Origin of the sequence: Paenibacillus zanthoxyli JH29 (assembly GCF_000520715.1) — a bacterium.
Classification (GTDB): domain Bacteria; phylum Bacillota; class Bacilli; order Paenibacillales; family Paenibacillaceae; genus Paenibacillus_AQ; species Paenibacillus_AQ zanthoxyli.
Genome location: NZ_ASSD01000511.1, coordinates 1 through 5310, shown reverse-complemented (window position 1 = coordinate 5310; position 5310 = coordinate 1). Strand labels below are relative to the sequence as shown.

Annotated in this window: 3 protein-coding genes; 2 read left to right on the top strand and 1 reads right to left on the bottom strand. The window is 47.2% G+C overall.

The window, feature by feature from the left end:
* Positions 1 to 22: 22 nt before the first annotated feature.
* The gene (locus L691_RS0119500; RefSeq protein ID WP_025692049.1) at positions 23 to 556 is read right to left on the bottom strand and encodes a hypothetical protein; all 534 of its coding nucleotides are present in this window, start codon (positions 554 to 556) and stop codon (positions 23 to 25) included.
* A 137-nt stretch (positions 557 to 693) separates the two neighbouring features.
* Here L691_RS0119500 and L691_RS0119495 point away from each other — a divergent pair, with 137 nt between their 5' ends.
* Both L691_RS0119495 and L691_RS0119485 read left to right on the top strand, forming a co-directional pair.
* Complete coding sequence (locus L691_RS0119495; protein ID WP_025692048.1) at positions 694 to 1041, top strand: hypothetical protein; 348 nt, start codon at positions 694 to 696, stop codon at positions 1039 to 1041.
* Between the two features lie 452 nt (positions 1042 to 1493).
* The coding region (locus L691_RS0119485; protein WP_232229222.1) for a non-ribosomal peptide synthetase at positions 1494 to 5310 on the top strand (3817 nt) is incomplete at its 3' end.

Sequence of the window (5310 nt, the reverse complement as noted above, 5' to 3'; positions counted from 1 at the left end):
TGTTATTCCTTATTTTGGGTAATCAACAGGCGTGATACACAGTAGCTGAAATCCAAGAAAGGTTGCTCCCTGCAGCCAATCCATCTCCCCAAACTGTAGCTGTATTGGAACTGCCTTCAACAGCATTCGCCTGAAATGATGACACTTTAAAGTTTTGGTTAGCACTATCTGAATAATACGTCAGTAGAGCAGCATATTCATCCAGATCATCTACAGTCGTTGCTCCTTGGCTAAATTGCACAGTACTAGCTTTTTCAGATTTCTCTAGTGTAAATCCTGTAGCTTTCAAAATTTCTTCTTTCGATTTATATTTTCCTTTTACAGCTTCAAAATACTCTGCTGGCACAATATCACGAACAGATACTGTCTCTACCCCATCAGGAATTTTCACATCATTAAAAGTGGATTGCTCTCCAGTAAGAGATGATAATGAGGCAGGGATTGAATCCTGAGAGATGGCGGAAGGGGAAACTTCTGCCGCTAAAACATTAGGAACAACTAAGGAAAATCCAATAGCAGCTACGACGACATAACTTGCAATTTTTTTCTTCTGCAAAAAAATACCCCCTAATGGAATAATTTTCAATTCAGTTCATAATATTTCGATATAGACCTAGGAAAGTCCTGCTAGACTTGGAAACTTTTTTTAAAAAATGTTAAGGTATTAAAGAGAAAAAGGAGGAGGGCAAGAATTTGAACAAAACTTGGGTGCACTTCATTTCAGTTATCCTTTTATGTGGAACGCTAATTGTATGTACGTCTATATATGTTAAGTATGAAAAAAAATCATCTCCAGCTTTGGCCGATGCCTCAGAAAATTCAATATCTCAAAATGTGTTGAATCTTAATGAAGCTGCTGATTATTTACGAATTTCATCAGAGGATTTAAAGTCAATTATTCAGCAAGACGAAGAAAAGAGAACATCACGCGGGTCTACTCATATTTACGACCTTATACCTTATGTTGATCTACATGGAAATTTGATCTTTTATCGCTCGACTTTAGATAAATGGATAGAGTCCCATACCTTAAATAAATAAAGCTCCTAAAAATCCAGAGATTGCGAATGATGACCCCAAAGAAGGAAAATTTGAACAAGTGACCCTCTTGTGGGTCAATTTTGTGTTTCCATCATGAGAACCGATGGCAGCGTGCCAAGCACACGCACCGAACCGCGTTCGGTAGTTAGTCTATAATTTCAACCCGCGCCTAAGCAGTTACCCCGGTATTCCCTCAATCCCCCCCCATTTTTTAAACTCAATCTATAAATTTAGTGCATGATTATGTTAATTGACTATTAAATTTTATAAAAATTCAAATATAAGGAAAATAGTCATTGACACGAAATCCCAATAAAAAGTATATAGATAGTATGACATCAATAAAAATTAGTAGGGTTTTCATCTATATCCTTATCTTCATGAAAATGGATAGTGCAAGGGTGTATTTGATGTTGGTCAAAGCGAATTTCACGATTTGGGGAGGATAGCTAATGAGCAAAATGTACGTTGGTCTTGCAGGTGAAAGCGGCAGTACAAAAGAAAAGATTTTTCAAACGGTTTCCAGTGTGACGGGTCACAGAGTTGAAGACATTGATCTTGACATGTTTTTGGAAGATGATTTGGGTCTGGATTCCATTAAGATGATTTCGCTTATGAATGAAATGATGAAACTCATCCCTGAAGAACAACTGGATGAGTTTAATGCAGCCCATCCTGTAGGGTCATTGCTCGTTATGCACACTGTCCGCGAATTGGTGGGGCTTTTTGAGGAGTGGGAAGCCGCCCGAAGACAGGCGGTGGATTATCCGGAAATCGCAGTTACGGCCAGTGCCCCACCCATAGCCGAAGAAACACACGAACAATTGAGAACGGATATCTGCCAACTGATCTCTGAAATCACCGGCCATAACCCGGAGGATCTTCACATGGATATGGATCTGGAAAGTGATCTGGGACTGGATTCGATCAAAATGATTTCGCTCATGAACGCTTTACTGAGACTTATTCCCGCAGACCAGGTGGACGATTTTACAAGCAAATATCCCTTCGCTGCGCTGCTGACCCTGCAGACCGTCGAAGATATTGTAGAGTTGTTTGCCAATTGGCGGAAGAATGCCGGCATTGCCCCCCAGCCGAGCCTGAACGCCGACGCTCCTGTTTTGACGGAAATTTCTGAAAATGATCCTGAATTACTTGAAATTTTACATACCCAATATTTATTTTTGGTCACGTATTTGTCTGTAGCCAATCTTTCCATCAGCACGGGAGTAAAGGTCAAGGGTGAGCTGAATCTGGGAAGTCTGTGGGAGTCCTGGAGAGAGCTTATTTTCCGCCACCCCATCCTACGCAGCGCGTTCACTATTGATCCGGATGCAAGCAGTCTGAAGGGATACCGCCTGAACCTGCTCAAGGATGCCGTCCCTCCGGAAATTTCCGTAGAGGATATCCGGCATCTGGACCGGCAGGCACAGCAGCAGGTGATCTCCCGAAAATTTGAAGACGCGCTGAATCGTAAATTTGATATTACCAAGTGGCCGCTGCACACCTTCTCCGTAGTACGTACCGCCGATGATGAATATGAGCTCATTCTTGACATCAACCATCTCATCTCGGACGGTCTGGGCAATCAGCAGCTCGTGAAGGAATTGCTGGAGATTTATGGCGCGAGATCGCAAAAGAGAACGGCCCAATTAGGGCCTGCCCTGCTTGCCAAAGACTATAACAATATCGTTATGAAGCTTAATCAGTGGGAGTCTCCGGAGGAAACTCAAGTCCTGGACGACTACGTACGGCAGCAGGGAAGGGGAACTTATTTTTTCAACCCCTATAAATCCTTAGGCCCATCCGCACCTGTGCGTACTCAAGAGGCTGTAATCCATACCCGGAAATATTGGCTTGATGAGCAGACAACGTCTCTCCTTATCAAGCGCACCAAAGCATGGCGAACCTCCTTGTTCGTTCTTCTGGTCAGCGCGTATTTAAAGACGATTAAGCAGCAGGGGGAAGAGCAGAACCGAATTATTCTCAACCTGCCGACAAGCGGCAAGCTGTACCCCAATCAAGATGCAACGGACGTACTTGGCGCGTTTGCGCAGAATCTGGCCCTCACTTTTACTTGCGACGATGCCGGGGAAGGCTGGGAATCGCTTATCGGCAGAACCAAAGAAGTCATCAACAGCAAGTTATCTTCAGGAATGGACCGGGCGCAGACCTCCAGAGCCGCACACTACTCCAAAGACTCGATTCGACTGCACAATGGCAGTATGCCAGACACGGCAGCTTCCATGATCCGCTCAACGCTTAAATCAAACCTTTACCTCTCCTTCGTAGGAAATACATCCATTGATAAGAGATACGGACAGTACGAAGTCTATGATTATGAAGCTTATACGGGAACCAACCCCGGAACGATAGACAATCTGGTTGAAATCTTTCAAGGCAGACTGATGCTCACTTCGAACTATGACAGCACCTTTTTTGACGATGGCTACATCGACAAGCATATGGGAAGATTCATCGAAAATATTAACCGGCTCGCCGCTTTTGAAGTGAAGACCGCTGAGACTCTCTCTGTGGCGCCGGGAGCGAATACGGCTGGAAAAGCTGGAGAAACAGAAGAGAAGCTGCGGGCCATCACCGAAGAAATCAGCGCAAGGAAGCTTGGGGCCGAGGACATGTCCCGGGACCTGGAAGCCGAATTGGGTCTGGATTCCCTGCAGCGTATCCGGCTCATCGCGCGGCTGGGCGGCGTATTCGGGAAGATCGATAAGGGAGCTTTGTTCGAATGCCGGACGCTGAATGAAATGATTTCCAAACTGACAGGCGTAAGCACAGGCTCGTCTGCGGATACCAAATCGGCGGCAGCGGAGATCCCTTATGTGAAAATCTCCGAACAATGCAAGCTTACGCCGGACGCCGTCGCTGTTCTGGACGGGACACGAAGCGTTACCTACCGTGAACTGGATGAATTATCCAACCGGTTGGCCAACTATCTGCTCTCACAGGGTGTGAAATCGCAGACGCTGGTCGGGATCATGACGCTTCCCGGTCATCTAATGCTGGTCGGAATTTTAGGAATTCTAAAGGCCGGAGCCGCTTATGTTCCTCTTGATCCGGTGTATCCGCCTGAACGGATCAAGTATATTACCCGGCACGCCCAGCTTCAGTTCCTGTTAACGGAACAACTGCTCAAAGAGCAGGCCGACAGTATCGCTCAGGAGTGCCCGTCTGTCCGGACATTGGTTTATCTGGATGATGCCCAGCCTGATTCGGCGCAGTGGAGGAACTGCTCCAGGCGCGACCTTGAAGTTGTCAGCTCGCCGCTTGACGTCATGGTCGTTCTGTATACGTCAGGATCAACCGGAAATCCGAAGGGAGTCGTGCTGAATCACCGGGGCTATATGAACCGGCTGGAATGGCATCAGGACACCTTCCGAATACAGCCTGGTGAACGGGTAGCGCAAAAAACGTCCTGCTGCTTCGATATTTCGGTCTGGGAGCTGTTGTGGCCGTTAATGTATGGCGGGACCGTATGCCCCGCAAAGAAAGAGGTAGTCAAGAATCCATGGAGCTTAGCCAAGTGGATGATCGATACCCGCATTAATGTCATGCATTTTGTGCCTTCATTGTTCGGTGAATTTGTAAATTCGCTTGAGGACGAGGGGTATGCGTTTCCCGAGCTGCGCTGGCTCATTTTCAGCGGTGAAGGTCTTCCGCTCTCTCCTGTGCAAAAGTGGATGGACCGGTACGGGAAGTCCACCGGACTCGCTAATCTCTATGGTCCCACCGAGGCTTCCATCGATGTCACTTACCACATCGTTTCCGAAAGACCGGGGACGGACGGTGAGCACAGCATTCCTATTGGAAAGCCCATTGGCGGTGTGTTTATTAAGAATCTGGACGAGCAGATGCGTGAAGTGCCCGAGGGCGAAATGGGCGAGCTGTGGATTGGCGGCATTCAGCTGGCAAAAGGATATTTGCACGATCCGGAGAAGACCCGTGCGGCCTTCCACCCGAATCCGTTCCCGGAAATTCCCGGGGAATTCATTTACCGGACGGGAGATTTAACGGTAAAAAGGGCGGACGGCAGCTACGAATACCATGGCCGTATTGATAATCAGGTGAAGCTGCGCGGCTTCCGGGTGGAATTGGGCGAGATTGAGGCCATCCTGGATGCGCATGCCAATATCGACGAGGTAGCCGTCATTGTAGTCGAACCCGTTCCCGGACAGCAGACGCTGCTGGCCTGCCTATCCGGCAAGACGACCGAGGAAAAAGAAATCAAGGATTTCATTGGCGAGAAGCTCC